The sequence below is a fragment of the Telmatobacter bradus genome (assembly GCF_048629425.1).
GTDB lineage: Bacteria > Acidobacteriota > Terriglobia > Terriglobales > Acidobacteriaceae > Telmatobacter > Telmatobacter bradus.
In genome coordinates this window covers 12,931-38,530 of the sequence record NZ_CP184533.1, presented here as the reverse complement: position 1 = coordinate 38,530, position 25,600 = coordinate 12,931, and the positions used below count along the sequence as shown (strand labels likewise).

The following is a 25,600-nucleotide window of genomic DNA, read 5'->3' as shown; positions in this document are numbered from 1 at the left end:
CTTACCTCCATACCAGACTTACTGCTGAAACTCCTGTTTTGGACAACAGTGATGTAAAGTATAAAAAAGCGTTTTCAATGTTCTGGCACGGTAGTTTGAGACTGCGTCCTTGACGAGGTAAAGTTGGTGCTTTAATCCAAGTTGTCGATTCTGCGATGCCGCCCAACAGATGGTCTTTTTTCATTGTGATCGTAGCCGCAGCAGCTGGATTCTATATTGGGAATATAGTAACGTTGTTTCCTAGAATGATTCCAGAGCTGACACACGATTAGGAAGATACTGCCGAGATCCATTTATCATAATAAAGTTCCTTACTTTGTGCAGAAGGGGACTACCGAGAGGAATTCATGAAAGCAGTAATTCTGGCAGGCGGATTGGGAAGCAGACTTAGCGAAGAGACTACTCTCAAACCCAAACCGATGGTTGAAATTGGGGGCAGGCCCATTCTTTGGCACATTATGAAGATCTATTCTTCCTATGGCATCAATGACTTCATTGTTTGCCTTGGATATAAGGGACATGTCATTAAAGAATATTTTGATAACTATCATTTATATTCGTCTGACATTACCTTCGACTTGAAGGAAAACACGGTGGAATACCATCGGAATGGTTCTGAACCGTGGCGTGTAACCCTGGTTGACACCGGAGCTGCGAGCATGACCGGAGGGCGCTTGCGTCGCGTTCTTCCTTATTTACAGAACGAAGAAATGTTTTGCTTCACATACGGCGACGGAGTTGCGAATGTGGACATCAATGTCCTGCTTGCGCGTCACAAACAGAGCGGCAAGCTTGCCACACTGACAGCGGTGCAGCCTGCAGGCAAGTTCGGTGCACTGCAGATCGAAGCCGATGGCCAGGTAAGCAACTTCCTGGAGAAACCCAAGGGGGATTCCCGGTGGGTGAATGGAGGTTTTTTTGTCCTTTCACCAAAGGTGGGCGAATATCTTGTGGATGATTCCACAGTCTGGGAACGAGAGCCGCTTGAGCAAATTGCCGACATCGGCCAGCTAGGCGCATATAAGCATGACGGGTTTTGGCAACCGATGGATACCGTCCACGACAAGGGTCTTCTGGAATCCCTTTGGAACAGCGGAAACGCTCCATGGAAGGTGTGGGCATGACGTGGAAAAACAAACGAGTACTCCTGACTGGACACACAGGCTTTAAAGGCAGTTGGCTCTCCTTGTGGTTGCAGAAAATGGGTGCCGAGGTTTGCGGTCTGGCGCTTGAACCACCGACGGCAGTCAATCTCTATATGGACGCCCAGGTCGAGAAGAATATGCGCTCCGTTCTGGGCGATATTCGGGATGCTGATCTGGTATCTCGCACTGTGCAGGATTTTAGACCGGAGGTGGTTTTTCATTTAGCGGCACAACCTCTGGTTCGTGCTTCTTATGATGATCCTCTTGGCACATATGCCACGAACGTGATGGGAACGGCACACGTACTCAACGCTGTACGTAAAACGGGAAAACCCTGTGCAATTGTTGTCATCACAACAGATAAATGCTACGAAAACCGCGAGTGGGAATGGGCCTATCGCGAGACAGACAGGCTCGGGGGATACGATCCGTACAGTAATTCAAAAGCCTGTGCGGAACTTGTCGTTTCTGCCTATAGAAACTCATTTTTTCATCCTGCCGAGTATCAGAAACATGGCATAGCGCTGGCTTCTGTGCGCGCTGGCAATGTGATTGGCGGCGGTGATTGGGCAGACAATCGACTAATCCCGGACATCATTCGTGCCTATGAAGAAGGACGCTCTGTACGCATCCGTAATCCTCACGCCATCCGTCCATGGCAACATGTTCTTGAGCCACTTCGAGGCTACATTGCCGTTGCGGAACACTTGCTGGAGTTTGGTTCTGCCTATGGTGAAGCATGGAATTTCGGCCCGGAACAGTCTGACGCGCAGCCGGTAGAGTGGATCGTTCGCGAACTAGCTGAGCTATGGGGCAATGGTGCAAAATGGGAACTCGAAGGTGGCATTCAGCCGCATGAAGCCCAAAATCTTAAGCTGGATTACTCAAAAGCTCTGTATCGCATGGGGTGGAAGCCGGCTCTGAGCCTGAAAGATGCACTTAAAATGACCGCTGACTGGTACTGGGCTAAAGGTAAGGGACAAGAGATGCACTCTTTCACAATCGCCCAAATCTCCCAGTACGAATCTTTAAGCGATAAGATGACAAAGACGGGCATTTCCTGCCAGAGGGACGAACGTGAGCAATAGTAGAAAAGAAGAGCTTCGGGCTGCTATTCAGCAGCTCACGACCGAGTATTACCAAGAAGCCTTTCCGGCAAAGTCCTTTGTGCCTGGAGAAAGCCATGTCCCTGTTTCAGGTCGCTTCTTTGATGAAAAGGACGTCTTTGCAGTTGTCGATTCCGGGCTGGATTTTTGGCTGACAGCAGGCCGCTTTGCTGAGCTTTTTGAATTCAAATTTGCCAAATTTCTGGGCTTGCGCGATGCTCGCCTGGTTAACTCCGGTTCTTCGGCAAACTTGGTAGCAATCTCCTGCCTGACCTCGCCCACACTGGGAGATCGTCAGCTTAAGCCGGGAGATGAAGTCATTACGGTTGCTGCGGGCTTTCCCACGACCGTAGCCCCCATCGTGCAAAACGGTCTGGTTCCGGTCTTCATTGACGTTGAGCTGGAAAATTACAATGCAGACACTTCACAGCTTCAGGCTGCGCTTAGCCCGCGCACTAAAGCCATCATCTTTGCGCACACGCTGGGCAACACCTTTGACGTGCAGGCCGTTGCAAAATTCGCCCGCGCCAATAACCTGTGGCTGATTGAAGATTGCTGTGACGCGCTTGGTTCCACCTTTGAAGGCCGCATGGTCGGCAGCTTTGGTGATATTGCAACCTTCAGCTTTTATCCCGCGCACCACATCACCATGGGCGAGGGCGGTTGCGTGGCCACCAACAAGCCGCAACTCACCAAGCTGATCGAATCTTTCCGAGACTGGGGTCGCGACTGCTGGTGTGCTCCCGGAAAAGACAACACATGCGGCAAACGCTTTGACTGGCAACTGGGCGACCTGCCCTACGGATACGACCACAAGTACACATACTCGCACATGGGCTACAACTTGAAGGTCTCGGATATGCAAGCAGCGGTGGGCTGCTCGCAACTGGAAAAGGTCCGGGAGTTCATCGCGTCGCGCAAAAAGAACTTCGCTGCGTTGTCCGCAGGCCTGCAGGATCTACAGGATGTGTATCTGCTGCCAACAGCAACTGCTGGAAGTGACCCCAGCTGGTTCGGTTTCCCGATTGCGGTGCGTCCGGAATCGGGAATTGAGCGCGACACCGTTATTCGCTTCCTGAATGATCGCAAGATTGGCACGCGCCTTTTGTTCGCGGGCAATCTGACCAAACAGCCGGCCTTCAACCACGTCAAATATCGCGTAATCGGCGACCTGAAAAATACCGACTATGTGATGAACAACGTCTTCTGGGTGGGTGTTTATCCCGGGCTGAGCGAAGAGATGATTGAGCATATGCTGAATTCTCTACGAGAGGTTGCGAAACACTGATGCGCTGTCTTGTCACAGGAGCTTCTGGTTTTCTTGGAGCTTGCTTGGTTCAGAAACTGCTGGAACGTCAGCACGAGGTCACCATATTGCTGCGTCCGAACGGCTGTCCGGTGCGTTTACAGGGTTGTTTGGAGCGAGTAAGCATACTGTATGGAAGCCTTGAGGACCTTTCCGAATTAGAAGCAGAACTGCAACAGAAACCTGTCGATGCGGTTTTTCATCTCGCTTGGTCTGGAGTTACGGGCGAATTTCGCAACAGCACGGAACCAGCTATACAAAACCTCATCGGCTCATTGCGCCTCTGGGATCTATTGCGCAAAAATAGCTGCTCAGTCTTCATCGGAGTGGGTTCGCAGGCTGAATACGGTCCACAGGCCATAGCATTGGCTGAGAATCTGCCCACCTCGCCACAAACTGTTTATGGGGCTTCCAAGCTTGCTTTGGGTGTTCTCCTCAAGCAGCTTTGCTCGAGCACGGGTATGCGCTTTACCTGGATGCGTTTGTTGTCTGCTTACGGTCCCGGAGATGATGAGCGCCACATGGTTCCCAGCCTGATAAACGCCCTGCTTCACGGTGAAAAACCAGCGCTTACAGCAGGCGAACAGATATGGGACTATCTGTATGTGGACGACGCTGCGACTGCGCTTTGTGCGGTTCTGGAGAATAAAGCTTCAGGTATCTTCAATCTTGGATCCGGCCAACCCTGTGTGTTGCGAGACTTTGTTACTCTGTTGCGCGACAGCATTAACCCGGCATTGCCGTTGGGCTTTGGCGAAACGCCATATCGCCCGGATCAGGTGATGTATCTGGAAGCAGACATCAGTCGCTTGACTGCGGCAACTGGATGGAAGCCCACAACCAGTCTCGCGGAAGGAATTCGCAAAACCGTAGAATGGTATAGAAATCAAGGAGCAATACATGCAGGCAAACGTGGATGAATTGACCGTGATAGCCGCAAAATTGCGCGCCCACGCCGTTCTTATGGTTCACAAGTCAGGAGCCTCGCATCTGGGCAGCTGTCTTTCTATTGCGGACATTCTTGCCTGCCTTTACTGGAATACCTTGCACGTAGCTCCAAAGCGTCCCGACTGGCCGGAGCGCGATCGTTTTATTTTGAGTAAGGGACACGCCGCAGCAATGGTCTACGCGACATTAGCGGAGCGCGGCTTTTTCCCCCTTGACGAACTGGCAACATACTGTAAATCTGGTTCGCGCCTCACCGGGCATATCACCAGTGGTGTACCAGGCGTGGAGTTTTCCTCCGGTTCTCTGGGTCACGGATTGCCAGTGGGTTGCGGTATGGCCTTGGCTGCAAAACGGGAAAATCTGCCCGGTCGAACCGTAGTGCTGTGCAGCGACGGCGAACTGGATGAAGGATCGAATTGGGAGGCAGTGCTTTTTGCTCCACAGCACAAGCTGGATAACCTGCTGTTGATTGTGGACTACAACAAAATTCAGAGTTATGGACGCGTGAAGGAAGTACTCGATCTGGATTCGCTGGCCGACAAATTTCGCGCTTTTCGGTGGGCAGTGCGTGAGGTGAATGGCCACAATATGCAGCAACTTGTTGATACCTTTTCAGCTTTTCCCTTTGAACCCGGTAAGCCAAATGTGGTGATTGCCAACACGGTGAAAGGAAAAGGCGTGAGCTTTATGGAGGATCAACTGGCTTGGCACTACAAAACGCCAAACACAGAACAGGTAGCAGCTGCGATGCACGAACTGGGAGTGAATCTATGAGAACTGCGTTTATTAAGCAGTTATGCGCGATTGCAGAACAGGACGAACGCGTTTGGCTTTTATGCGGTGATTTGGGATATAACGTGCTCGATGTCTTTGCAAACAACTTTCCGGCACGTTATCTTAATGCTGGTGTGGCTGAGCAAAATATGACAGGCACGGCAGCAGGGCTGGCACTCCAGGGGAAGACCGTCTTCACTTATTCCATAGCGAATTTTCCTGTGATGCGCTGCCTGGAACAAATCCGTAACGATGTCTGTTATCACAACCTGAATGTCAAAATTGTTGCTGTAGGTGGGGGGCTTGCCTATGGTAGCCATGGATATACACATCACGGCGTCGAGGACCTTGCCGTGATGTCAGCAATGCCGAATCTCACAATAGCAGCCCCCGCAGACCCAATTGAGGCGCGTGCTATTACGTCCATTCTTGCGAATCTTCCAGGCCCTGCGTATCTTCGTCTGGGTAAAGCAGGTGAGCCGGTGCTGCATGCAGCGGGTACAAAGGTTGAGTTGGGCAAGGCCATTCAGGTTGCAGACGGAAGTGATCTTACCATCATCAGTATCGGAGGCATGCTTGGCACCGTATTACAGGCCGCTGAGGAGTTGCACAAGCGTGGAATCCACCCCCGCCTTTTGAGTATGCCATTCCTGATCCCGCTGGACACGGAGGCCATTCTTAAGGCAGCGGAACAAACTGGAGCTATTTTGACAGTGGAAGAACATGGCTCTGGTGGCCTTGGCACTGCGGTTGCAGAGGCTCTGGCTATCAGCGGACGTACAGTCGCATTTCGTCCTCTGCGTCTTGCCAAAGCCCCTATCAAGGTGTCTGGCTCACAGCAGGAGTTGAGGTCTGCGCAGGGACTTAGTGTAGAAGGAATCATTGAAACCGCAGAAGTGCTTTGCCTTAGCCCAAAGCCTAGGGTGATGCGCTAATGGAAAAAATCGATCATAACCCTTGCTCTGACGCAGAAAAACAGATATCTCCGGTGCGCAGTGCACTGTCTTCTCGCCTCAAACATATGATGGGGCTTGATCGGGCCATTGCTTTTACGGTTCTTGCGCGTGGCTGGAGCACCGTGTCAGGTGTTGTCACGGTCCTTCTTATTGCTCGTTTTCTCTCTCCTGCAGAGCAGGGATACTACTACACCTTCTCGAGCTTGGTTGCGCTGCAAATTGTCTTCGAACTGGGTTTTTCCTTCGTCATTTTGCAGTTGGCAGCTCATGAACGTGCGCATCTGAAGATCCGGGACGACGGCACAATCGAAGGTGACCCTGTTGCCCGCTCTCGTCTTGCCTCTATTTTTCAAAAAACTATTCGGTGGTATACCATCGGTGCCTTGCTAATGGCGGCGTTTTTGCTGCCTGTCGGCTTTCATTTTTTTCTTGCTCATCGCCAGCCGGGCCCCCCCGTTTTATGGCAACTACCATGGATTGCGGCTGTCTTGGCAACGACACTAACCTTTCAGATGGATCCGCTCTTCGCGTTTCTTGAGGGGTGTGGGCGTATCCACCAAGTAGCATGCATGCGATTTACCCAAGCGTTTGCAGGAAGCCTGATGGCCTGGGCAGCTTTTTTTATGCACCACGGACTCTTTGCTCCGGCCTTGGTCATTAGTGGGCAGGCAATTGCGGGTGGCTGCTTCCTTTTCTCTCAACGTACATTGTTACTGCCTCTTTTTCACCTCAATACATCTGGGCATGTAGTGAGTTGGCGCCGAGAGATTTGGCCATTTCAGTGGAGAATTGCCATCAGCTGGCTCTGTGGTTACTTTATTTTTCAGCTTTTCAATCCGGTTTTGTTTGCATATCGAGGTGCAGCCGAAGCTGGGAGGATGGGAATGTCCCTTTCTATTGCTTCCGCACTCAGCGCTATTGCCATAGCATGGATGAGCACGAAAGCCTCTCCATTTGGGATGCTGGTTGCACGAGGCGAGCATAAGACACTGGATCAACTCTTTTTTCGCACGCTCTGGCAGTCTTCTTGCTTACTGGCCACAGGCATTGTGACCCTATTATTATCCCTTGACATAGTAATGCAGCGCTTTCCGCAGTTAGCAGTACGTGTATTGCCATTACCCATCTTTGGCTTGCTACTGGCCACAGTTTTCTGTAACCATTTTGTATTCAGTGAGGCGCTATATTTGCGTGCTCACGCGCGCGAACCGTTTCTCCTACATGCAATTACCGTTGGCATACTCACTGCCTGTAGTACCTTGATCCTGGGTAAGTTATGGGGGGCTCAGGGAGTAACCATCGGCTATTTCTGCACCGGCGGAATTTTCGGTCTCGCTTTTGGCACATATATCTTCATCACCAAACGTCGGCAATGGCACACAGGGCATGTCACAGAGGAATCAAATACGCTATGACCCATTCAAGCTCATTACCTGAACACCCCCTTCTCAGTTTTACAATTCCAACCTATAATCGTGCAACATTTCTCGGTCGGCTTCTTGCCGTGCTTCTGCAAGACCTCAAAGCTGAGGACCGCGTTGAGGTAATTGTCTCAGATAATGCTTCTACCGACGATACCTCGGCAGTGGTTGCTGCTTACCAACAGCAAGGACTTCCAATACGCTATCTTCGTAATGAGACGAACCTCGGACCTGACTTTAACATACTACAGTGCTATGAGAATGCAGGTGGAGTTTATACTTGGATATTTGGAGACGATGATCTGATTGTGCCTGGCACGATGAAACGCATACTTGATGCGCTTTCACCGCAACAGTATGATCTTGTCTTCGTTCGCGCCTATAATTCACAGAACAAGACCGCTCCGCGTTCGATATTCACTTCGGCTTCGGACCTTGAGTTGGAAAAAGCTGAAGACCTTGCACGTCACGTCCATGTTTTTTTTACGTTTATTTCCGGCATGATAATCAACAAAAAACGCATTTCTTCGTTGCCTCATAAACCATTTGACTCTTTATTGGGAAGCTATCTGGTCCAACTTGGCCCCATCTACACTATGCTTAATCATCATCGTAGGAGTCTCCTTATTCGTACTCCCTTGGTTGCCGCTACAAGCAATCGCAGCGTAAAATATGCCCTTTATGGAATATTTGGTCCTACTCTTGACCGAATCACCCGCGAATGGGTAGACAAAAAATCCATTCAGCAGACTATTATCAATGGAACCATCCAGACATTCTTTCCATCATTTTTACTCTTGTCCAAGATGTCCGTAGTATCTTCTATCTCAGAAAATCCTCACGAAATTCTTAGCCCATGCTTCTGCAGAAATTTTCGGTACTGGCTATTCGATTATCCAATTTGCACTCTGCCAATTCCATTCGCAAAAATCTGGTTTTTGACGGTAAAGGTCATCAATAAGGTTGACAAGTTGTTTGGGAATCCACTGGTGAGATTATGGGTAAAGCAATGACAGGTAATAACTTTCTGAGGAAAACAACGAAGTTCATTTCTGTAAATGGACCGTATTTGTTTATCTGTGAGTTAGGTCGCCGCGTGGGAATTGTTTTCCGGCGTTTGATGTTGGCAAGAAAATTAGGCTGCCCGGATATTTCTATTGGTCCGCGATGCTATCTACGTGGCTTGACCTGCATTCATATTGGAAAGAAATTTCGGGCAGGTGAAGGGCTATGGATGGAAGCAATTGTGGCCTACAACCAGCAGTCTTTCTCTCCATCTATCGTCATCGGTGATAACGTGTCAGTAAGTCATTGGGTTCACATTGCTGCCACGCATAAGGTACAGATTGAAGACGGTGTGTTAATTGGAAGTAAAGTCTTGATTACCGATCATAATCATGGCCAGTATCGCAACGGAACAGATAACGTCAATCTTGCCCCTTCTTTGCGTCTGCTCGATCAAGACAGAATTGTCGTGATCGGCAAAAATACCTGGCTGGGGGACGGAGCGGTGGTTATGCCTGGAGTTACCATTGGAGAGGGATGTGTCATCGGTGCCAATGCTGTGGTTACACAAGATATTCCTCCCTTTACTGTTGCTGCAGGAATCCCAGCAAAAGTGCTTAGTCGGTTTGAATTTTCATCTCAGACCTGGAGAAAGCTTTAATGGTTCGTGCTTCCTGCACCATAGCATTACTCAATTATCTTCCTTACGCACAGGTGCGCCGCGGAGTTGAGTATGTTTTTCTTAAGTATACTGGGGCGATGGGCGTTGGCATAAGCCAAGGTCGAGCGCTTAGGAGCGGCAGGCAAGCCCAGGTGACGCAGTTTGCCTTCGCTGGCGGCCAAGCCGTTGGTGATGTCACGCAAGCTGTTGACTGAACCCAACTGACAAAACAACATCGCCACCAACTGGCCCCAACAAGTGAAGCCTTTGGCATTGCGTTCGGCTTCATCCTTGCGAACGGCGGAATCGAAATCGGCGCGTGGGATCAACTTCAAGACTTGGGAGAAAATGCTGCATACTATGGACAAGGCTGCGTCCTCCTCTGACGGTCAAGTTCTAGACAAACCCAACCTATCAGATCGATGCAGCCTTACCTCCATACCAGACTTACTGCTGAAACTCCTGTTTTGGACAACAGTGAGTTTGAATAACATCTCTACGAAGAATAATGAGAGGAGTTGGTAATACCGTGAGCGAGGATAAGGAGCACAAGAAGATTCTTCTAACAGGTGGAAGCGGCACACTGGGCTACAACATTCTAAGACGGTTGGCTGATGACCCGCGATATTCTGTAGCTGCTCCCGTGCGGGATATTCACTCATCGGTTGTTCAGAAATTTGCCGGGCAGGTTCAATTTATCGAGCACGACCTGAGTGATGCCATTCATACAGCACAGATCTTCGAGCGACTCAACCCTGATATCATCGTGCATTGTGCAGCAAGCGGACTGAGACCCCCAAGGGGATCTTGGTTCGACCTTATGCAGTTCAATGTAGTATCAACCATGCGTCTGTTTCAGATGAACTGCAGGTTAGACAAATATTCGCATTTTATTTATGTCAGTACCGGATTGGTGTATCGAGAACAAGCAAGACCATTAGCGGAAGAGGATGCTATTGAGACCTTGCATCCCTATGGCGCGAGTAAAGCCGCTACTGATCTTATGTTACAAGCGGCTTCTGCCGAATTCAAACGGAGACTAACCATTCTGCGCCCATTTGCATTTACCGGGCAGCATGATGGAGGCAAACGGCTCTTTCCTCTCATTCTTGAGGCTGCAGCAGAAGGACGCAAGCTGGGCCTAACGGCCGGGACTCAAATTCGCGATTTTTGTGCAGTTGACGATATTGCCGAGGCTGTTAGCAAGGTTATTGAGAGAGACAAGTCGCAACTCATCGACATCTTCAATCTTGGTAGCGGACTTAGCCACTCTCTTCGACATATCATTGAGATGGTATGCAACGAGTTGGAACTGAAAGTTGATCTTGCTTTTGGTGAAAGCAAAATGCATTCTTATGAACCGCATAATCTGGTGGCCAACATTTCCCGCGCTGAGTCGGTACTTGGTTGGAAACCAGAAGTCAGTTTGCCCTTCGCTGTCTGGGAGTTGGCACAGGAGATTGCACCAAATCTGAAGTTGAAGTGCCCTGGGAGGAAATTTGAGCAACTGTGAGTTGTCTGTCGTTATGCCAGCATATCGCGAGGCAGAGGCACTGCGTAAATTTTTGCCCATGCTTGTCTCTTCGGTAAAAGCATTAAGTGAATCATCCGAAATTTTGGTTGCAGACTCCATGCTGCCGCTGGATGACACAAAAGAAGTTTGTGCTCAATATGGCGTGCGACACATCTATCGTATGGGTGGAAATGCGTACGGAGATGCTGTGCGCACGGGCATCGACAATTCTTTAGGTCGCTATGTTCTTTTGATGGACGCTGATGGGTCACACAATCCGGGCGATCTCGCCCGCCTGTGGAACATGCGCAACGAATACGATATTGTCATTGGTTCTCGATATATCAAGGGTGGAAGTACTGAAAATCCCGCAGTTCTAATCTGGATGAGTAGAATCCTTAACTACATATACAGGTTTGCTTTCCGCTTAAAGATAAGCGACGTCAGCAACAGCTTTCGCCTTTACAAAGGGGAGCAATTACGCTCCTTGAAGTTGCAATCCAGCGACTTTGAAATCGTAGAAGAGATCCTGATCCGCCTCACCTTTGGGTCCTCAAAGGCGACTGTGACCGAAGTGCCTGTAACCTTTGAACAACGCAAGGCCGGAAAAAGTAAGCGAAATCTTCCTGCTTTTATGGTGAAGTATTTAGGATCTATCATGGTCATGAGAAAGTATCGCAGTGCAGAACTGAAAAACGGAAAGCGGAGAGGATAGCATGACTTATCTGGTAACGGGCGGGTGCGGTTTTGTAGGGAGCAACCTGACGGCTAATTTAATTCGTCGGGGAGAACATGTGGTGGTAGTTGATAACTTTGCGCGTCCCGGGACCCCTGCAAATCTGGCATGGCTCAAGAGCATCGGTAAGTTCGAGTTTTTCCATGCAGACACACGCAACAGCCACGATTTAGAAACTATCTTCCGTAAATTCAAAATCGAGTGTGTGTTCCACTTGGCCGGACAGGTCGCAATGACCACATCACTTGAGAATCCACGGCGCGATTTTGAAGTCAATGTACTGGGTTCAATTAATGTATTGGAGTGCGTGCGTCTGCTGGCGCCGCAGGCAACGATTGTGTATGCCTCGAGTAACAAGGTTTATGGTGAATTGGACGAAACCAGTCTAGTCGAAACCGATACGCGCTACGAACCCGCGGGCAAAAAAGAAATCGATGAACGGGCCCGACTGGAATTTTTCACACCATATGGCTGCTCCAAGGGTTCTGCAGACCAATACATGCAGGAATATGCTCGTAATTTTGGCCTGAATACAGTGGTTTTCAGGCACTCTACGATTTATGGAGGACGCCAGATATCAACGTTTGATCAAGGGTGGGTAGGTTGGTTCTGCCAGAAAGCGCTTGATACGCTGATAGATCCCACCACAACTTTCACAATTAATGGAAACGGGAAGCAGGTCCGCGACCTGCTGCATGTTTCAGATGCAGTTGAGTGCTATCTGGCAGCACATGAACATATTGCAAAGGCTAGGGGGCAAGCATTCAATATTGGTGGTGGATACCAGAACAGCATGTCTCTACGCGAACTTTTTTTGCATCTCGAAAACATGGTCGGTGTTAGGTTGAATCCGCAGGAACTTCCTTGGAGAGCGAATGACCAGAAGTATTTTGTAGCCGATAATTTAAAAGTGGGCAAGACGACGATGTGGTTGCCAAAAATGAGCAAAGAAGATGGAATTGCAGATGCAATTGATTGGGAGCGTTCACGCAGGAGAGCTGGCGCATCCAGATAATGAGTCTCTTATTTGCAAAGCGAGGGTGCGTTCTTCCAACGAAGGCTGTCTCCACACACCCACAACTAGCTTTGTCGACACAGCTCTTCCTGTGCACCGGGTTTTCTGCTGCTCACTCCCTACTTGGACTGAGTGAGTTTATTTTTTGAGGGACTCAGGTAGTCTTGTAAGAATGCCAAAAAGGGGATTTAACAGTGATGAACCAGAATATTGCTCCCACAAAAAGGGGGACAAAAATGATTTTTTGGTTGTATATCCTTTTCGCTCTGGTCGCAGTCTTTTACCTGCCCACCCTGTTTCCAGGAAAACAGGTTGAAGCAGACTCCTATATTTTTGGTTATAACAACCATATAGGATTTCTTTTATTTGTCGTATTTACATTTATTGGTGCGTTCTGGTCGCAAGTGTTTCATTGGAACCTATCACCCCCTGCATCTTCCAATAAAGTATCTCCAAAAACTTTATGGATATGTTTGGGCGGAGTATGCATAATCTGCTTTTTTATATATATATTGACGTCACGATTGAGCGGCTACGGTGAATCGACATACTTTATCAATCGCATTGAACTCACAGCCAAAGGTATGCGCCCCTATCTTGATTTTGAATTTGCCTATGGTCCGTTGTTTATTTACATTCCTCTTGCAATAAGTCGCTGTTTCCACATAACTATACCCAACGCATATTATCTGTTTTGGGCACTGTGCCATCTTGGTGGAACATGGACACTGGCAATTATTATTAATAAGTTAGATTTTGGTAGTCTGCAGAAGAATCAGGTTTTTATTCTGCTATATATGGCATTGCTTCCTGGCTATATCTATGCTGGAATCAATTATACGGCAGGACGTTTTTTGCTGGCACCACTTCTAGGGCTCATGCTCTATCAAATTCTTCAAAGCAACACAATGAAGAGCTACTTTTTCGGCGTTTTTTTTACTACCTTTTCAGCTGCTTTGCTACTAGCGGTTTCCCCTGAGATTGGGGTTGGTTTCAGCATTTCTGCGATTTCTTATTATATCCTATGCAATCTTCGAACGCAAAAAAAACATTGGATATTACCACTAGCCATCTTACTAGCATTATTAGCTGCTCTTATTCTTGAGGCAAATCATTTTCAACTGTTTTATTTAATGAGGCATATGGAGGATGGCGGATTTAATTTCCCTATTATTCCCTCCGAACATATTCTTCTCTTCTTCTTTTCAGTTTTTGTAGCCGCATCCTATTTTGCCAGAAATTTGCTGTGTGCTGAACTGCGCTCAAACACGACTTTATTGTTGCTTATTTCCGTTCCCTCACTGGCGGCTTGCCTAGGGCGTTGTGACCCCGGCCACGTACTTTACGACGGAATCATAATATTTATGTTTGTATTGTTGTGCACATCAAACTTGCCCAGAATCTGGGGCTGGTATCGTGCCGCTTTTGTACTTATTTTTGTTATTTTATCCGGTATTAGTACTTTGTCTTTGTACAAAAACGAATTTGGACGTGCGGTAATCTCCTATTTGATCAATTCACCTGCACTTTCGAATTCTCGTCTTGGAACATTCTCCAATACTATGGAAAAACGCGCTATAACTAGTGAGTACGGTCGCGATGGTATGGAACGACTTAGTCAGTTTAAGGCCAAGGCGATGATGGATGCGCGCTTGGATATACCTCGAGGTTTGTCTAATCACCTGCACGGAGTTGCTAATGTACCTTTTTCCTATACTGCCACTCATAACCCTCAAGGGTTGGATTTCGGGTTCTATGATGGTTTGATTGATGTATTCGATCCACAAGCAGTTAAAGCTAAAATAGCAGAACTGGAACAGACCCCGGATAGAGCGTTAATTATGCCTGCACAGTACGATAAATACTGCCTGTCATATCCAAATCAACATCGGGAAAATATGATTAGCGCATTGTTTATGTTTCCTTTTCATAACAAGGTAGTCCATACACAAAACCTGTATGCTCCCCTGTGCAGCTATATAGACGAACATTATGATGTAGCCGTTCCTTGGCAGCAATCTGTCGATGGATACTCCACGTGGATAAGAAAACCTTGAGGTGTCAGTCACCGTCGTGCTCAAGCAACACATGTAGACGACGATTGATGTGGACCCGGAAATTCTGACCACAAACGGGCGATGAGATAAGTGGAAGACTGACGTGGCCCCGGAAAATCGGACAGCTGGATAAGTGGAAGCGCGGCTCCCGAACCAGCCACTAAAATGGCAGGAAAGAGGAGCAAAGATGGCGCGACGTCCCCGTCGGAACCACACAGCGTCCTTCAAGGCAAAGGTGGCATTGGCCGCCCTGAAGGGCGACAAGACACTGGCCGAGTTAGCGCAACGGTTTGATATTCATCCCAACCAGATCACCGAGTGGAAGAGCGTATCGCTCCGGCGAAGCCCATGGTAGACCGGTCTGGGAGCGCTGGGGTAGGCTTACTTTGCCAGATTGGCCTCGTAAGCGGCAGGAGTCAGAGCAGGCAGGGACTGTATGGAGCGGTCTGCCACCTTGGCGTTGATAGCAAGTCGGGCATTGTGCACTCAGTCTGCACCTCTGCGGCCAGCGTGGCGGACAAACATATGCTGCCTGACTTACTGCACGGCGCAGAGAAGAAAGTCTGGGGAGACGCAGGCTATCAAGGACAAACCGAGGCAATTCATGCGGCCGCGCCCGGGGCGCAAGATATGACCAGCCGCCGCACCAAGTTCAAAAATTATGTAGACGAAGAAGCCAAGCGCAAAAATACGACCAAGGCCAGAGTTAGATCGAAGGTGGAGTGGTGTTTCCGCATTCTGAAGCGCGTTTTTGGATTTACCAAGGTGCGCTATCGTGGCTTAAGGAAGAACCACGAGTGGCTTTGCGCGGCCTTTGCCCTGGTTAACCTTTACCAAAATCGCAAACGGCTGGTCGCGCTGGGGGCGTAGTGTCTCTGGAGGCCGGAAAACGGCCTCCAGAGACAAAAAACAACCACGTAGAGCCCGCGCCTGGATGCAACTGAACCCGCAATTCTGGCTATAACTGCTTCCGAACCCATTGCATTATAATTACACCGCAAAATCGCGGGTTGTGCAGAGGCTCCTTAGTGCGACTAATGAATCTTCACATCGCATTTCAATTACGAGGGTAAGCGTCATCCACAGGCCGTATTGCGCGGGAGCTCATCTTGTGAATCGAGATCTCAAGTGTCCACGTATTTTTAAGTGGACACATGAGATCAGGCGGGATTGGTCAGAGATTCCGAGAAGTTCCAGGGCAGAAGTTCGGAGATGCGCGAGATAGGCCAATCTGGAATCTTTTCGAGGACGCGCTGCAGATAGAGTTCCGGCTCAACGCCGTTGAGCTTGGCTGTGCCGATCAACGAATAGATCGCAGCGGTGGAGTGACCGCCAGCATCCGATCCACAAAACAGATAATTCTTACGACCAAGCGCGACCGCGCGCAGGGCTCTTTCGGCCGCGGAGTTGTCGATCTCGATTGTGCCATCGTCGAGATAGCGCGTAAGCGCACGCCATCGCGCGAGCGCATAGCGAATCGCCAGGGCCGTGTCGGACTTCGGCGACAAACGTGTCAGCATCTTGTTGAGCCAATCATGAAGTTCGTCCGCGAGCGGTCGACTGCGTGACTGGCGCACTTGCTGGCGAAGGTCAGGAGGCTTGCCGCGCACGTCGCTCTCGATGACATAGAGTGCACCGATGCGCTCGACTGCTTCAGCGGCCATCACGGAGTTGGTTGCCACCTGAATGTCATAAAACTTGCGCCGAACATGAGCCCAACACGCGGCCTCATGAATCTTGCCGCCTTCATAAAGGTGATGAAATCCAGCGTAGCCATCTGCCTGCAATGTGCCTCTGAAGTTGCTCAGATGCTGGCGCGGATGCTCGCCCTTTCGGTCGGGCGTGTACGCGAACCAGATGGCAGCAGGCGCATCAGAAGCGGCCGGGCGGTCATCGCGTACATAGGTCCATAACCGCGCGGTTTTGGTTTTACCTGTGCCTGGAGCAAGCACGGGAATCGGTGTGTCGTCTGCATGAATCTTGCCCGCCTCGAGCACGTGCTTGCGTGTGGCATCGACGAGTGGCGCCAACAGATGACTGGCGTGGCCGACCCAGTCGGCCAGTGTCGAACGATCGAGTTCGATGCCTTCACGAGCGAAGATCTCCGACTGTCGATAAAGTGGCAGATGGTCGCAGAACTTCGCGATCAGCACATGCGCCAGCAATGCAGGACCAGCAATGCCGCGCTCGATCGGCCTTGACGGCGCAGGAGCCTGCACAATGCAATCGCACTTCGCGCAGGCCATCTTCACGCGCACGTGACGGATGACTTTATACGTTGCAGGCACGCGCTCAAGAATCTCCGCGACATCTTCGCCGAGCTTGTGCAACGCTCCGCCACACTCCGGGCACGCTTGTTCCGGCGGCAGATGTGTATGCACTTCGCGCGGCAGCTGCTCAGGCAGCGGACGACGTGCGGACTTCGCTTTAGGTGAAGTGGGTTGTGACTGTGGGCGTGCAGCGATGACTTCCGACTCGCGCGTCTCAAGTTCTTCGAGCTTGAGCTCAAGCTGTTCGAGTTCGTGTGCGACCTTCTCGCTCTTCTTGCCGAAGAGCATCCGCTGCAACTTGGCAATGACCAGCTTGAGATGTTCGATCTCGCTGTCGCTGCTGATGCGCTTCTCGCGCTCTGCGATGAGCAATGCAATCAGCGCTTCGCGATCAAGCGAATTTAGATCGGCAACAACAGGGCTGAGCGCATCTGCCATCGCAAAAAGTATGCCATAAACGCGTCGAAGAAAGCGATGAAAAGATCGCTGTCTAACCGGCCATCGGCGGTTGCCATGTACGCGCAGGCTGCCGCCAATCAATGCCTTCGAGTAACATCGATAACTGCGCTCGTGTGAGCGACACCGTTCCCTCTGCGGCTTGCGGCCAAACAAATCGTCCACGTTCAAGACGCTTCTGCAGCAGGCACAGCCCGTCGCCATCGAACCAGAGAACCTTGATCAGATCACCGCGCTTGCCGCGAAAGACGAAGACGTGTCCAGAGTATGGAGCCTGCTTGAGCACAGTCTCGACCATCGTGCTGAGGCCGAGAAATCCGCGCCGCATGTCGGTAAAGCCTGCAGCGATCCAGATGTGCGTGCCAGGAGGAAGATCGATCACGAGCGCAGCATCTCCACGACCGCGCGCAGCAAATGCATGTCTGTCTCTGCGCTGATCTGAATAGAAATGCCGCCTGAAAACTCAATGCGGATCGCAGTGTTCTCATGCACAGGTGGCACTGCTGCTACTTCTATGTTGCTTGATGCTGCCTCTTCAACCACGACCGGCAACAACTTCGCACGAGGCTTCGGACCGCTGTCAAGAATGCCCTTGCGATACTCGTAGCGCCACTGAAAAACCTGGTTGGAGTTCACGCCGTGCTCACGCGCCACGCGGGCAATCGACGTGCCCGGCGCAAAGGTCGCCTCCACGATGCGGCGCTTCTCCTCTGCCGAACGGTGGATGCGCTTCGACGCAGCTGGCTTGCTATCACCTTCGATGACTTCGCTCACTCTGTCATCGTCGGTCAGAATCCCGCGTCACACAAGACGGTCGTCAGATGACGCTTACTTACGAGGAGTCACAAGCAGTGTACATCATTCACCCACTATCGCTCCTGCTACAAGATGGGGTTCGCGTAGCGCTCACGCAATATCCAGCCCAATCGTAGTCGGTTTTAACATGGGATCTTCCTTCTTGTGCAGAGCTTATCAACTCTCCTCTTCGAGGCGGGTCCATCCCATTAGGTCAAGTAGAAGCAGTTGAAAGCTGCCTTCTGAGAATCTTGGGCGTGGGACTATCTCCTCACTCCCTGCGTATATAGGGTACGCATTTTAGGGGCAAGGTCACTAGCCACTGCACACATACCATTTGTACTGGAAAAAATACATGCGACTAATACTATCCAGATATATGAAAATGTTAAATCTGGGACATCTATAGCCGCATTCATGATACAACCAATAACGAGCCATATATACTCATGGCCTTTGGAACTTTTAGCTACACTAACGACCATGGCACAAAACAAAACAAACCCAGCTACACCGACATTACTTAATAAATACGCTATCAAGCTTGACGGTCGATTACTTCCAAAACCGACCCCCATGTAGTGCGTGTTTTTGAGTATTTCCAGCGTAAACAAATCTGATGCAGTCCTCGCCATAAACGATCCAGAATCTCCCTTTTCGAAGGTAAACGTAAATATCAAGCGATTAACGCTTGGCACAAGCATAATCAGAGTCACTCCTACGAGGACAGGCACTATAAGCATAAGCCTGCGCTTTAGGTGCAGTATATTTAAACGAGTGGGTGATACGAAGGGGTGATATACCAATAATGGAGCCACAAATAATATGGCTAACGACAGCAATGACCCTGAAGAGCAAATTAATACAACCAAAAACAAAGACAATACTACCTCACGAATGTATATTCCGTATTTCAAATTGCAGATATAAAAATACGTCCAATACGATACCGCCACAACTCCAGCCATAGACGGCTCACTAAACAGTCCTGGATTCCTGAGGGGGGCAGTGGTAATCTCTACTGGCGGGTTTGAAGGATTATTGCGAAATAAACTATCAGGAAGAACCGTCCCGGTCATTTGCATGACAGCTTGCAAGGCAACGACCAAAAATAAAACATAAAAACATGCAATAAATGCGCTATTAAAACTTTTACTCTTTCCGGTCTGAATAGCTATAATTAATACAGAACAATTGATCAGTAAGTATGCGCTCTGAACAAAATTATTAATACTTAGATCAAGTTCTGCTTTTGATACAAGGCATAGGTCTATACCGTCTTTTGGATCGCAAACATGTGTCCCCTTAAATACACAGGGAAAAATTAATGCGGTAACAATTGAGTACATGCAAAAAATAAGTACTATTAAGCTCGTCTTCTTCCTCAATAATCTACGATTCGGACTAAACATCCAATCCAAGCACGCCCGGGCGATCAGGCAAACAGCTACCAGATAATATGGCTGAATCCCTCTGTCGCCAAAAGAGAGACAATACCCTCCTTGAAACAAACTAGACACAGCCAATAGTGCAAACATCTGCTGCAGTCCTCGAGCAAAGCAACAAACAGCCGCTATCAGAAAAACACATCCGAGAATCGTTGGCACTTAGATCTGCACCCTTCCAATAAAAAGCATCATACCCTGTCTTATGCGTCCTTTGCCTTGCCTATTTACAAACATCCTGCACATCCCTTAGTCAAACGTGACTTTCGGTTTAGCATCTTCGCGTGAGGTTTAGGTACATTGCTGATGTCTGAATCATGTACAAATCCATTTTGGATTGCTGGGAGTCCTAATTTCCAGCAACAGGATTGCAAAGTAGTGATCATTGCGGAACTATTTTCATGAGTCACCTAAATGGTGACCGACGAAAATTAGATTACACGCCGCAGCCCCGTCAATCAAGGCGGTCCTGCAGATATTTAGTACACAATCAAATAGACCGTTAACAGCCTATGATCTTCATGCCACAGCTTCATCTTGCCCCGTATGCGCGTTGCACCAACCTTGACCGACTCAGACGCGCTCTTGTCTTTGCCGAAGATGCCTGTAGCTTGCTCCTGCAAACGAGTCTTCCTAGAGCCTGGAGTACATCAACCTGCTGCGCCAACTAAGGCAGTATTCTGTAGCTGTTCAAGGCGGTAAGTCCCACTCTCGCCTTGAACGCTGCATGCGATTACTGAGATCAGCTAAATCGACAGCGGATACGCCGATAAGGTCAATACTCCCAACAAATAACATCCATTTTGCTTTTACAATCGGCGTCAAGGCGTCCAGAGTGCAACGCGTACAGAGAAAGTCAAGAATTGATGGCGGCCTGTGTCAATGATCTCCGTAGACATCTTTCTGGTTTCTCAGCACTGAACCGTACTCGAAATACTTCATCAAAATCGTGTAACGATCTGCCCCGAGCAGACGCAATGCAATGCGCAGTAACATGTTCACAATGCGCACGCGCTTATCTGAACGACTATATGTCTTTCGGTTGAATTTTCCAACCGAATCCTGCCTGCTTTGCAAATGGTGTTGTTTTGCCCACTTATAGAATGAGCCATTTGCATCAAATGGGTTTTCTGTACCAAACCTTTCCAAGTTGGCAGCAAACGCAGCCCTTTGTAAGTTGTTCACCAACTCACCATTGCTGTAGCTACCAAAAGCATATTGAGAGCGACTGTAGTTCCGTATGCCATTTTTAACCAAACGGTCCCGATACTCCGTAAAAAGGTCCTTCAAATCGTTACGAGAATCGAGATTAAACTGGTCGGCATACTTCGAAATCCTAGTGTCCCCATCAACATTGACACCGCTGAAATGATAAAAAACTAAGGGCGTAGTATCATTGACAACCCATGACGAATTGTTTTTCGCAAGCACACGCTCATGCAAATTCCAATAAGCAACATTACATCCTAGATGTTTTAGAATCTCAACTGAATCAAAGTAGCAGGGGACCAAATTGATCCATTTCTGATCGACGAACAGCCCCGTCCAGCGCTCATTGTATCCATATGTCAAGCAGCGATGCTCCCACCAAGAGAGAAAGCGTTCCGCCTCGTCTGACTTCGATACGGCAATGAATCCAAGGTTAAAAATGCCGTTTCCGAGAAGCATAATTTCAGCATACGGATCATCCTGATTGGGCGACGTGCAGTGCGGCGTCAAGACAATTTTAAACTTAGCGAGACTATCATAGATTATGTCGGCCGAGGAGCAGATAAGGATGTCAGGATCGAAATAGATAAGTTGATCCACACCCAAATTCAAAAGTCTCTTTAAAAAAGTTGCTTTGACATTTGTATTCAGCTCAACGATTCCATATCTAAAAGCTATGGAATCAAAATTGTGGATTTGAAGATCCTCCACAAGCATCAATTCGAACTTCTCGTTCGAAAGATCTAGTCCCTCTGGAATCCTATCTACAAGCAAGACATAAAACTTGCTGTCCGGATGAAACTCTAGGAACGACTCACAGAGAGTCCGCGCATAAGCAAGATAATTCAAAGATACAATAGTACATGCAGCACGGTTCATCAGGCATTTCTCCAATCATAATCAGAAAACAAGTGATGTTGCCTTCCTTGTACGGCCGTCTCCAGCTTCTACGCTATCCCATTATATTACCCAGTTATGAGTCATTGCGCATCAGATGCAAGCTAAATACAACGGACAGTCATGCACTTTCCCAAAAGCCGTCCAAGCGTTATTCGATGCGCACGATCAGGACTAGATGGCGCAACTGTCTGCATATTGGCAGCAAGGAAGCTGACTCAGAATCGCGGCGATCTTCTCCATCGTCAGGAGCTGCCATATACTCAATATCCCTATTCGCGAGTATTCGGCTGACGCACTGCCGGGAATGGCTGACCGCTTCATTCTGTCGCTAGATGAGCTCTCGCCTTCTTCCTACGCAGCCAAACTAGGAAAATGCTGTTCTCAATGGCCAAAGTCGTCAATCATGGGGTTGGTCGTTCGCCTACGATTTTTAACTCGCCCCCAGGACTTGTCCGTATACGGCAAGAGTACGTTCCAACATCTTATCAACCGAATACATCCTGAGCACCCGTTCTTGAGCGGCCTTGCCGTATTGTCGACGTAAGTCGGGACTACTCAGGAGCAGATTGATTGCTTCAGCAAGAGCGGGAGCATCCCCCGGAGGCACCGTTAGGCCTGTCTCCCTATGAAGCGAAATTTCTGGCACACCTGAATCGATATCAGTATTAACCACCGGAAGTCCTGCCGCCATCGCCTCCAGCTGTACGATTCCAAAAGCCTCCGCACGCGTAATGGATGGCATAACAAAAATTGCAGCGGAATGTAGATAGGATTTCAAATCGTCTACGCGCCCCACCAAACTAACTTTTTCGTTAAGGTTCAACACGTCGATCAATGCCTGTAATTCCTGTGCTTGCGGTCCAGTGCCAACCACGGTTAGATGCGCATCAACCTGATGCATTGCCCGAATAAGCACATCAAATCCCTTGTATGGGACCAAGCGTCCCACCGCGACTAAATGCCTTGGGTGTTGTGTCAATCCACTCTCAATGGAATTCGCAGTGATCTGGCGGGTATCGATGCCTAAAGGAATCACATGGCACTTTTCTTTATATGGCTCCAGCTCCAAGGATGAATCAAGGTAGCGCTGGGATGTAACAATAATCGCTGATGCCATACCCATTGCCTTCTTGACAAATCCATCACTTAGCTTTCGCAACACCTTCCGTCCAAGCGTATCTGCATGATGTGTGATCACAAGCTTGCCTCGATGACCACTCAACAGGTAGGCAAATGCTGCTCCTGGGTTTGGCGCATGGAGATGCACCAGATCCGCAGGACTATGCCGAAGAGCAGAAATTAACCCCGGACAAACCGGCATGGAAGCGATGATACCCCAACGTGCAACTCTCGTCACATCCACGCCAGACAATACCGAGGTTTCATTTTTCTGAGTACTATTGGACACAATCACGCGAACATTTGCGTGGCCCACCTGTCCGGCCGCAAGATCCATGAGATGTGTTTCCATTCCCCCATGATGGGGTGGATAGTACTTACCAAGATGCAAGATTGAAAGTTGCAATGTTCACACCTCAAGCAGACGATTGATTGTTGCTGCGGTAGCCTCTGCGCAGGCAGTACCTAGAAACCTGCGAACTCTCCGTCTACCTCGCTCTGAAAGCGACTTCCTCAGGGTTGGTTCCGTTGCAATTTGCAGCAGAGCCCGGCCTATATCTTCAATGCTATTTGGATCAAAGAGCAATGCGGCATCTCCTGCAACTTCAGGAAGCGATGCAGAATTGGAACACGCGGTGGGGCATCCCTCTGCCATTGCCTCTACGAGAGGATAACCGAATCCTTCATACAGTGAAGGAAAAACCAAGGCAGAAGCATTACGATAAAAGATTCTTAGCTCCTGGTCGGTTACATGGCCTGTAAATTGAACTCGCCCACTAAGGCTCGTTGACACATTTCCCAGCTGTGTCTCTGCGTTCATGAAACCATCCTGCCTACCAACCAGGATAAGATTATGCGGGATCTTGTCGCTAACAAGCTTGAAAGCAGCTATCAATCGAAGCAGGTTCTTATGCTTCTTCACATTACCAACGGCAAGAAGATAGGGTCGTTCTGACAGTTCTTCCAGTGATATCGTGGGGCTACTTGATGCGTTATCCATGGCAGGATACGTTACCACGACACGATTTCTATCAACATGAAGGTACCTCCCCACTTCGGATGCTGTAAATTCAGATACGCACAGGATTGCAGAAGCACGCTTGGCAACTTGAGCTAATAAGTATTTTGCATAACGCCGCTGCAGATCACTCCCTAGAGTCTCAGGATGAGCTAATTGACACAGGTCATGAATCGTAACAAGCAGCTTGCCCTGGAACAGAAGTGGAATATTGTATTGCGGCACCCACAGAAGATCTATATTACAGTACACCCCGGCAATTGCCGCCCACTGCTCGGCAACACTGAAGATTTGCGGTCTAAATTCATGAAATTGAATTCTTCCATCACGGATCCATCCTTCACCTTCCAGATCTTCTGACCTGCCCAAAATCGCTATCTTTTCCACTTCCAGTTGCGGTATCAGATCTGGAAGCATGTTCTGAAGATAGCGGCCAATTCCCGCCATTTTATACATACGAAGGTCTATAGCAATGTGAGGTTTGATATTCATTTTAATCACTTAGAGAATACTACCAAAAACATCTCTAAAAACGCTTGCGATGCAAATTCCTATATATAGGGTTCAAGAAGTTGTTCCGATTCAGGCCTGTGCACGAAGAAGGAGTATTGAGTTTGAGTTGAGGGTCACTCACTGTAGCCTTCGATGGTGCGTGTGCAGACCAACTCGCACAGTTATCTTATCTTCATAATGCGGACCTCACCTGCACAGGGTAATAAGGGTGTATTCTCTTTGTCGTGGGTATGGTAGAGCGGGAATCACGCAGTTAGCAATTTCCACCTACCACAGCCCAAGTCATTCATGTAGCAACTTTCAACTGCGCCTGCTGCCTGATCGTCTCGAACTCCACTGGCTCCGATAGCCAATCGTTGAGTTCAGCCGTTTTTGGTTATACAGGATAATCGTAAGCGTCATCTGACGACCGTCTTGTGTGACGCGGGATTCTGACCGACGATGACAGAGTGAGCGAAGTCATCGAAGGTGATAGCAAGCCAGCTGCGTCGAAGCGCATCCACCGTTCGGCAGAGGAGAAGCGCCGCATCGTGGAGGCGACCTTTGCGCCGGGCACGTCGATTGCCCGCGTGGCGCGTGAGCACGGCGTGAACTCCAACCAGGTTTTTCAGTGGCGCTACGAGTATCGCAAGGGCATTCTTGACAGCGGTCCGAAGCCTCGTGCGAAGTTGTTGCCGGTCGTGGTTGAAGAGGCAGCATCAAGCAACATAGAAGTAGCAGCAGTGCCACCTGTGCATGAGAACACTGCGATCCGCATTGAGTTTTCAGGCGGCATTTCTATTCAGATCAGCGCAGAGACAGACATGCATTTGCTGCGCGCGGTCGTGGAGATGCTGCGCTCGTGATCGATCTTCCTCCTGGCACGCACATCTGGATCGCTGCAGGCTTTACCGACATGCGGCGCGGATTTCTCGGCCTCAGCACGATGGTCGAGACTGTGCTCAAGCAGGCTCCATACTCTGGACACGTCTTCGTCTTTCGCGGCAAGCGCGGTGATCTGATCAAGGTTCTCTGGTTCGATGGCGACGGGCTGTGCCTGCTGCAGAAGCGTCTTGAACGTGGACGATTTGTTTGGCCGCAAGCCGCAGAGGGAACGGTGTCGCTCACACGAGCGCAGTTATCGATGTTACTCGAAGGCATTGATTGGCGGCAGCCTGCGCGTACATGGCAACCGCCGATGGCCGGTTAGACAGCGATCTTTTCATCGCTTTCTTCGACGCGTTTATGGCATA

The 25,600-nt window shown here is 49.3% G+C and carries 24 protein-coding genes and 1 pseudogene; 17 read left to right on the top strand and 8 right to left on the bottom strand.

Going from position 1 to position 25,600, the window contains the following annotated elements; translation table 11 throughout:
- The first annotated feature begins 347 nt into the window (after nt 1–347).
- Genes rfbF through ACOBR2_RS21095 form a run of 9 tightly spaced genes read left to right on the top strand, consistent with a single transcriptional unit; the run spans nt 348 to nt 9,322 of the window.
- Complete coding sequence (rfbF, locus tag ACOBR2_RS21135) at nt 348–1,124, top strand: glucose-1-phosphate cytidylyltransferase (RefSeq protein WP_420240118.1); 777 nt, start codon at nt 348–350, stop codon at nt 1,122–1,124.
- Entirely contained in the window at nt 1,106–2,233 is a 1,128-nt protein-coding gene (rfbG, locus tag ACOBR2_RS21130) for a CDP-glucose 4,6-dehydratase (RefSeq protein ID WP_420240117.1), read from the top strand. The genes rfbF and rfbG overlap by 19 nt, the downstream gene beginning before the upstream one ends.
- Nucleotides 2,223–3,539: a lipopolysaccharide biosynthesis protein RfbH gene (gene rfbH, locus ACOBR2_RS21125; RefSeq protein ID WP_420240116.1), complete on the top strand. Its 1,317-nt coding sequence runs from the start codon at nt 2,223–2,225 to the stop codon at nt 3,537–3,539. Before rfbG ends, rfbH begins: the two co-directional genes overlap by 11 nt.
- Nucleotides 3,539–4,477 (top strand): NAD-dependent epimerase/dehydratase family protein, encoded by a 939-nt coding sequence (locus ACOBR2_RS21120; RefSeq protein WP_420240115.1) that lies wholly within the window; start codon nt 3,539–3,541, stop codon nt 4,475–4,477. The genes rfbH and ACOBR2_RS21120 overlap by 1 nt, the downstream gene beginning before the upstream one ends.
- Complete coding sequence (locus ACOBR2_RS21115) at nt 4,458–5,279, top strand: transketolase (protein ID WP_420240114.1); 822 nt, start codon at nt 4,458–4,460, stop codon at nt 5,277–5,279. Before ACOBR2_RS21120 ends, ACOBR2_RS21115 begins: the two co-directional genes overlap by 20 nt.
- The gene (locus tag ACOBR2_RS21110; protein ID WP_420240113.1) at nt 5,276–6,214 is read left to right on the top strand and encodes a transketolase family protein; all 939 of its coding nucleotides are present in this window, start codon (nt 5,276–5,278) and stop codon (nt 6,212–6,214) included. The genes ACOBR2_RS21115 and ACOBR2_RS21110 overlap by 4 nt, the downstream gene beginning before the upstream one ends.
- Nucleotides 6,214–7,650, top strand: coding sequence for a lipopolysaccharide biosynthesis protein (locus ACOBR2_RS21105; protein ID WP_420240112.1), 1,437 nt, complete (start codon nt 6,214–6,216; stop codon nt 7,648–7,650). The genes ACOBR2_RS21110 and ACOBR2_RS21105 overlap by 1 nt, the downstream gene beginning before the upstream one ends.
- A complete protein-coding gene (locus tag ACOBR2_RS21100) occupies nt 7,647–8,669 on the top strand; it encodes a glycosyltransferase family 2 protein (protein WP_420240111.1) in 1,023 nt (340 codons plus the stop codon). Before ACOBR2_RS21105 ends, ACOBR2_RS21100 begins: the two co-directional genes overlap by 4 nt.
- Nucleotides 8,654–9,322 (top strand): DapH/DapD/GlmU-related protein, encoded by a 669-nt coding sequence (locus tag ACOBR2_RS21095; protein ID WP_420240110.1) that lies wholly within the window; start codon nt 8,654–8,656, stop codon nt 9,320–9,322. Before ACOBR2_RS21100 ends, ACOBR2_RS21095 begins: the two co-directional genes overlap by 16 nt.
- A gap of 26 nt (nt 9,323–9,348) precedes the next feature.
- Here the strand turns inward: ACOBR2_RS21095 and ACOBR2_RS21090 are convergent, their stop codons facing one another.
- The gene (locus ACOBR2_RS21090; RefSeq protein WP_420240109.1) at nt 9,349–9,690 is read right to left on the bottom strand and encodes a DUF4372 domain-containing protein; all 342 of its coding nucleotides are present in this window, start codon (nt 9,688–9,690) and stop codon (nt 9,349–9,351) included.
- Nucleotides 9,691–9,851: 161 nt separating this feature from the next.
- Here ACOBR2_RS21090 and ACOBR2_RS21085 point away from each other — a divergent pair, with 161 nt between their 5' ends.
- From ACOBR2_RS21085 to ACOBR2_RS21060, 6 genes and pseudogenes are all read left to right on the top strand, one after another.
- Nucleotides 9,852–10,835: an NAD-dependent epimerase/dehydratase family protein gene (locus tag ACOBR2_RS21085; protein WP_420240108.1), complete on the top strand. Its 984-nt coding sequence runs from the start codon at nt 9,852–9,854 to the stop codon at nt 10,833–10,835.
- Nucleotides 10,836–10,848: 13 nt separating this feature from the next.
- Entirely contained in the window at nt 10,849–11,550 is a 702-nt protein-coding gene (locus ACOBR2_RS21080; RefSeq protein WP_420240107.1) for a glycosyltransferase, read from the top strand.
- 1 nt (nt 11,551) lies between these two features.
- Nucleotides 11,552–12,586, top strand: a complete 1,035-nt coding sequence (locus ACOBR2_RS21075) for an NAD-dependent epimerase/dehydratase family protein (protein ID WP_420240106.1) — start codon at nt 11,552–11,554, stop codon at nt 12,584–12,586.
- Between the two features lie 197 nt (nt 12,587–12,783).
- Complete coding sequence (locus tag ACOBR2_RS21070; RefSeq protein ID WP_420240105.1) at nt 12,784–14,643, top strand: hypothetical protein; 1,860 nt, start codon at nt 12,784–12,786, stop codon at nt 14,641–14,643.
- Between the two features lie 187 nt (nt 14,644–14,830).
- Nucleotides 14,831–14,971 (top strand): annotated as a pseudogene (locus tag ACOBR2_RS21065) (transposase); the annotation flags it as partial.
- Nucleotides 14,972–14,991: 20 nt separating this feature from the next.
- A complete protein-coding gene (locus ACOBR2_RS21060) occupies nt 14,992–15,513 on the top strand; it encodes a transposase (protein ID WP_420240104.1) in 522 nt (173 codons plus the stop codon).
- 290 nt (nt 15,514–15,803) lie between these two features.
- On the opposite strand, the gene tnpC is transcribed toward ACOBR2_RS21060, so the two are convergent.
- From tnpC to ACOBR2_RS21025, 7 genes are all read right to left on the bottom strand, one after another.
- Complete coding sequence (tnpC, locus tag ACOBR2_RS21055; RefSeq protein ID WP_420236151.1) at nt 15,804–17,351, bottom strand: IS66 family transposase; 1,548 nt, start codon at nt 17,349–17,351, stop codon at nt 15,804–15,806.
- Nucleotides 17,352–17,403: 52 nt separating this feature from the next.
- Complete coding sequence (gene tnpB / locus ACOBR2_RS21050; protein ID WP_420236150.1) at nt 17,404–17,751, bottom strand: IS66 family insertion sequence element accessory protein TnpB; 348 nt, start codon at nt 17,749–17,751, stop codon at nt 17,404–17,406.
- Nucleotides 17,748–18,143, bottom strand: coding sequence for an IS66-like element accessory protein TnpA (tnpA, locus tag ACOBR2_RS21045; RefSeq protein WP_420236149.1), 396 nt, complete (start codon nt 18,141–18,143; stop codon nt 17,748–17,750). The genes tnpB (ACOBR2_RS21050) and tnpA (ACOBR2_RS21045) overlap by 4 nt, the downstream gene beginning before the upstream one ends.
- A 284-nt stretch (nt 18,144–18,427) precedes the next feature.
- Nucleotides 18,428–19,513 carry a hypothetical protein gene (locus ACOBR2_RS21040; RefSeq protein WP_420240103.1) on the bottom strand — a complete coding sequence of 362 codons (1,086 nt, stop codon included), beginning with the start codon at nt 19,511–19,513 and terminating at the stop codon, nt 18,428–18,430.
- 975 nt (nt 19,514–20,488) lie between these two features.
- Nucleotides 20,489–21,697, bottom strand: a complete 1,209-nt coding sequence (locus ACOBR2_RS21035; protein WP_420240102.1) for a group 1 glycosyl transferase — start codon at nt 21,695–21,697, stop codon at nt 20,489–20,491.
- A gap of 451 nt (nt 21,698–22,148) precedes the next feature.
- A complete protein-coding gene (locus ACOBR2_RS21030) occupies nt 22,149–23,189 on the bottom strand; it encodes a glycosyltransferase (protein ID WP_420240101.1) in 1,041 nt (346 codons plus the stop codon).
- Between the two features lie 57 nt (nt 23,190–23,246).
- A complete protein-coding gene (locus tag ACOBR2_RS21025; RefSeq protein WP_420240133.1) occupies nt 23,247–24,347 on the bottom strand; it encodes a glycosyltransferase family 4 protein in 1,101 nt (366 codons plus the stop codon).
- Nucleotides 24,348–24,817: 470 nt separating this feature from the next.
- On the opposite strand from ACOBR2_RS21025, the gene tnpA (ACOBR2_RS21020) reads away from it, so the two are divergent.
- Together tnpA (ACOBR2_RS21020) and tnpB (ACOBR2_RS21015) are read left to right on the top strand one after the other, a co-directional pair.
- The gene (gene tnpA, locus ACOBR2_RS21020) at nt 24,818–25,213 is read left to right on the top strand and encodes an IS66-like element accessory protein TnpA (protein ID WP_420236149.1); all 396 of its coding nucleotides are present in this window, start codon (nt 24,818–24,820) and stop codon (nt 25,211–25,213) included.
- Nucleotides 25,210–25,557 carry an IS66 family insertion sequence element accessory protein TnpB gene (gene tnpB / locus ACOBR2_RS21015; protein ID WP_420236150.1) on the top strand — a complete coding sequence of 116 codons (348 nt, stop codon included), beginning with the start codon at nt 25,210–25,212 and terminating at the stop codon, nt 25,555–25,557. The genes tnpA (ACOBR2_RS21020) and tnpB (ACOBR2_RS21015) overlap by 4 nt, the downstream gene beginning before the upstream one ends.
- Nucleotides 25,558–25,600 lie beyond the last annotated feature (43 nt).